Source organism: Rhodopseudomonas sp. BR0C11 (assembly GCF_010820945.1).
GTDB lineage: Bacteria > Pseudomonadota > Alphaproteobacteria > Rhizobiales > Xanthobacteraceae > Rhodopseudomonas > Rhodopseudomonas palustris_H.
Window position 1 is genome coordinate 1 of sequence record NZ_QTKI01000427.1, and the last position, 3972, is coordinate 3972.

The 3972-nt window shown below is 66.2% G+C and carries 5 protein-coding genes and 1 pseudogene; 1 reads left to right on the forward strand and 5 read right to left on the reverse strand.

All coding sequences use genetic code 11. The features are described 5' to 3' along the window. Positions 1-215: nucleoside deaminase (locus DYI24_RS22680; RefSeq protein WP_164573936.1), on the forward strand; the 215-nt coding region annotated here is incomplete at its 5' end. On the opposite strand, the gene DYI24_RS22685 is transcribed toward DYI24_RS22680, so the two are convergent. The 5 genes and pseudogenes from DYI24_RS22685 to DYI24_RS22705 all read right to left on the reverse strand — a co-directional run. After that, the gene (locus DYI24_RS22685) at positions 199-1107 is read right to left on the reverse strand and encodes an alpha/beta fold hydrolase (RefSeq protein ID WP_164573937.1); all 909 of its coding nucleotides are present in this window, start codon (positions 1105-1107) and stop codon (positions 199-201) included. The two genes, DYI24_RS22680 and DYI24_RS22685, sit on opposite strands and share 17 nt — an antisense overlap. Before the next feature lie 222 nt (positions 1108-1329). Further along, the gene (gene purD, locus DYI24_RS22690; RefSeq protein ID WP_164573938.1) at positions 1330-2613 is read right to left on the reverse strand and encodes a phosphoribosylamine--glycine ligase; all 1284 of its coding nucleotides are present in this window, start codon (positions 2611-2613) and stop codon (positions 1330-1332) included. A 156-nt stretch (positions 2614-2769) separates the two neighbouring features. Continuing rightward, the gene (locus tag DYI24_RS22695) at positions 2770-3072 is read right to left on the reverse strand and encodes a winged helix-turn-helix domain-containing protein (protein ID WP_164573939.1); all 303 of its coding nucleotides are present in this window, start codon (positions 3070-3072) and stop codon (positions 2770-2772) included. Between the two features lie 2 nt (positions 3073-3074). Further along, positions 3075-3626, reverse strand: a complete 552-nt coding sequence (locus tag DYI24_RS22700) for a hypothetical protein (protein WP_164573940.1) — start codon at positions 3624-3626, stop codon at positions 3075-3077. Then, a pseudogene (locus DYI24_RS22705) lies at positions 3623-3972 on the reverse strand (alpha/beta hydrolase); the annotation flags it as partial. The pseudogene DYI24_RS22705 and the gene DYI24_RS22700, both read right to left, overlap by 4 nt.

Genomic DNA, 3972 nt, shown 5'->3' on the forward strand with positions numbered 1-3972 from the left:
CGCTGGAGCCGTGCACGATGTGCGCCGGTGCAATCTCGTTCGCCCGGATTCGGCGGCTGTATTTCGGCGCATTCGATCCGAAGGGCGGCGCGGTGGAGTCCGGCGTGCGGTTCTACGGCCAGCCGACCTGCCATCACGCGCCGGAAGTGTATTCCGCCGTTGGCGAGCGCGAAGCCGCGACGATGCTGCGGGAGTTCTTCAGGGCGCGGCGCTGAAGAACGTCATCAGTGCCTCGGCGGTCTGGTCCGGCGCTTCCTCGGGCAGGAAATGCCCGGATTCGATCGGCGCGCCCTGCACGTCGGACGCCCATTTTCTCCAGACATCGAGCGGCGTCGCGGCCGACTGCGCGATGCCGGAAGCGCCCCACAGCGCCAGCATCGGCACCGGGATCTTGTTGCCGGCTTCGACATCGGCCTTGTCGTGCTCGAAATCCGCATAGGCACCGGCGCGGTAGTCTTCGCACATCACGTGCCGCCGCATCGGGTCGGCAAACGCGATGCGGTAGTGCTCGATCGCCTGCGGATCGAACGCGGAGAGATCACCGGCCCGCGTCCAGCTCGCCAGCTTGGCCTTCACGTAGAAATCGGGATCGCCACCGAGCAGGTTTTCTGGCAGCGGCGCCGGCTGCGCCAGGAAGCTCCAGTGATAGATTTTCAGCGCATAGGCGCGGTTCATCCGCTGCCAGTATTCGTAGGTCGGCAGGATATCGAGCACCGCGAGCTTCGACAGCCGGCCCGGCGAATCCAGCGCCATCCGATAGCTGACGCGGGCACCGCGATCGTGTCCGGCGAGTGCGAAATGCACGTGGCCGAGCTGCTCCATTGCCTCGATCAGCTGCTTGGCCATCGCCCGCTTGGTGTAGGGCGTGTGCTGATCGTCGCTCTCCGGCATATCGGACCAGCCGTAGCCCGGCAAATCGGCGACGATCACCTTGAAGCGCTCGGCCAGCTTCGGCGCGACGCGGTGCCACATCACATGAGTCTGCGGAAAGCCGTGCAGCAACAACAGCGGCGGCCCGTCACCGCCGACGCGCGCGAAGATCCGGCCCGACGAAGTGTTGATCCATTCCGAGCCGAAGCCCGGAAACAAGTCGGCGAGATCGGGCATCGGCGACTTCTCCTTTGGTGATTTGGCACAGCGAAGCAACGCGGTCGGCGCAACCTCTCCCGCTTGCGGGGGAGGTCGGATCGCGTCAGCGATCCGGGTGGGGGAAGCTGAGTCTCCGAACTACGTGGCCTCTGTGCCCGCGTCGCCCTCACCCCAGCCCTCTCCCGCAAGCGGGAGAGGGGGCGCACCGAGCAGGATGCTATTCACCCATACAAAAACGAGCTACTTCCCTCGTCGTTCCCGCGCCACTGCCTGCCAGCCGATATCGCGGCGGCAGAAGCCTTCGGGCCAGTTGATCACGCCGATCGCCTCGTAGGCGCGGCGCTGGGCTTCGGCGACGGTCTTGGCCGACGCGGTCACGGCAAGCACCCGGCCGCCATTGGCGAGGACCCAGTCGCCCGACGCCACCGTGCCGGCGTGGAAGATCTGCACGCCCGGAATCGTCTCGGCGCGGTCGAGCCCGGCGATGCGGGTGCCCTTTTCGTAGTGGCCCGGATAGCCCTTGGCTGCCATCACCACGGTCAGCGCCGGCTCTTCGTGCCAGCGCAGGCTGATATGCGAGAGCTGGCCGTCCGCGCAGGCGAGCAGCGCCGGCACGATATCGTCCTTCATCCGGATCATCAGCACCTGGCATTCCGGATCGCCGAACCGGACGTTGTATTCGATCAGCTGCGGACCATCCTCGGTGATCATCAGCCCGGCGAACAGCACGCCCTTGAACGGCGACCCCATCGCCTTCATGGCCTTCAGCGTCGGATAGATGATCTGCTGCATCGCCTGCTGACAGATCGCATCGGTCATCACCGGCGCCGGCGAATACGCCCCCATGCCGCCGGTGTTCGGTCCCTTGTCGCCGTCATAGGCGCGCTTGTGGTCCTGCGCGGTGGCCAGCGGCAGCGCGTGCTCGCCGTCGCACAGCACGAAGAACGACGCCTCCTCGCCGACCAGGAAATCCTCGACCACCACTTCGACGCCGGCATTGCCGAGGCCGCCGCCGAACATCATGTCGATCGCGGCCTCCGCCTCGCCCAGCGTGCTCGCCACCACAACGCCCTTGCCGGCGGCAAGACCGTCGGCCTTGATCACGATCGGCGCGCCCTGGGCGCGGATATAGGCCTTGGCCTCGTTCGGATCGCCGAACCGCTCATAGGCGGCGGTCGGAATGTTGTGCGCCTTGCACATATCCTTGGTGAAGCCCTTGGAGCTTTCGAGCTGCGATGCCTTCCGGCTCGGTCCGAACGCCTTGATGCCGGCTGCGGCCAGATCGTCGACGATCCCGGCGGCGAGCGGCGCTTCCGGCCCGACCACCACGAAGTCGACCCGATTGGCCTTGCAGAACTCGACCACGGCCTGGTGGTTGCCGACGTCCAGCGCCACGCAGGTCGCCTCGCGGGCGATCCCGGCATTGCCCGGCGCGCACCACAGCTTGGTGACCAGCGGCGAGGCCGCGATCTTCCAGGCCAACGCATGTTCGCGCCCGCCCGAGCCGAGGAGAAGGATGTTCATGAAGGGAAGCTCGCACCATTGCCCGTTTGGCGCAGGGTGTAACACGGCAGCCCGCTGCCGCAACAATGGCCGGTGCGGCTATCACAGCTTCTTCAGACCGCCGCCGGATCCGCCGGGCGGCCCGATAGGCCCGCAGCGACGTATGGGACAGGATCGCTACTCCGGCGCGCTGCCGGCGATGATTTCGCGTAAGCCCGCGACATGGCGGGCGAAGGCAGCACGGCCGGCCGGGGTCACCGTCACCGTGGTCTGCGGCTTCTTGCCGACGAACGCCTTGTCGACCGCGACATAACCGGCCCGCGCCAGCGTCTCGATATGCGCCCCGAGATTGCCATCGGTCGCCCCTGTCAGCTTCTTCAGGCGGACGAATTCGAGCCCGTGGCACTCCGGCAGCGCGTTCAGCGCCGCCATGATCTTCAGCCGCAGCGGCTGGTGAATGATGTCGTCGAGTTCGGCCATGATCAGTCCCGGCGCATCCACAATCCGCCGAGCACCAGCCCGCCGCCATTGACCATCGCCATCCACAAGTCGAACCAATCGCCGCTGAAGACATAGCCGATCAGCGTCAGCGCGATGATGGCGACCCCGATCACCACGAAGGCACGGCCGACCCACAGACCGGCGATGCTGTACACCATCATGAAATAGATCGGCCAGAACACGCCGAGTTCGCGCGGGCCGAAATGGCCGAGAAAGCAGTTGAGATAGCCGAACGCGAAAAACAGCAAGAGCGCGAGCGGAATCCGGACGTCGAAGCCAACGCCGCTGCGCCGGCGCACGAACATGCCGATCGCAAAGGTGCCGCAGACGCCGATAACGTTGACCGCGCCCCAAAGCCAGCCGGCGGAACGCGGCCACAGATAGGAAGCGAGATAGCCGGCGAGCACCAGCGCGCCCCATTGCATCAGGATCAGGCTGGTCAGCTGGTAGATCCGCGACCGGCGCACCCGCCGAACGATCACCTCGATATCCGACAGCGCCTCGGCGGCCTGCTTGGCGTCGATACTGCTCATGAGCCGGCTCCGGCGCCGACAACCACATCGACGATGCGCGACAACGCCGATGGATCGGCGACGATGCCCATGTGATCGACGCCCGGCAGCAACTTGACGCTGACGCGGTCTCCCATCGTGGACTGATAGTTCTCGGGGCGCATCAGTTCATCAGCCGCGCCGACCATGACGGTGATTGGGCTCGTGGCGCCGGCGAGATCGGAGCGGAAATCGCGGCTCGGCCCGAAGCCGGTCAGCAGCCGGAACGAATAAGCTGTGGTGACGTATTTCTCCGACCCCGCCGGGACCGCAAAGGCCACCACCGGAAGCTGGTCGCAGCAGGCGACGCCGAAGCCGCGCAACACAT

Excerpts from the sequence above, each read along its gene's own strand:
- purD (WP_164573938.1), bottom strand. The coding sequence starts at position 2,613 with ATGAACATCCTTCTCCTCGGCTCGGGCGGGCGCGAACATGCGTTGGCC.
- DYI24_RS22700 (WP_164573940.1), bottom strand. The coding sequence starts at position 3,626 with ATGAGCAGTATCGACGCCAAGCAGGCCGCCGAGGCGCTGTCGGATATC.
- DYI24_RS22685 (WP_164573937.1), bottom strand. The coding sequence starts at position 1,107 with ATGCCCGATCTCGCCGACTTGTTTCCGGGCTTCGGCTCGGAATGGATC.
- DYI24_RS22695 (WP_164573939.1), bottom strand. The coding sequence starts at position 3,072 with ATGGCCGAACTCGACGACATCATTCACCAGCCGCTGCGGCTGAAGATC.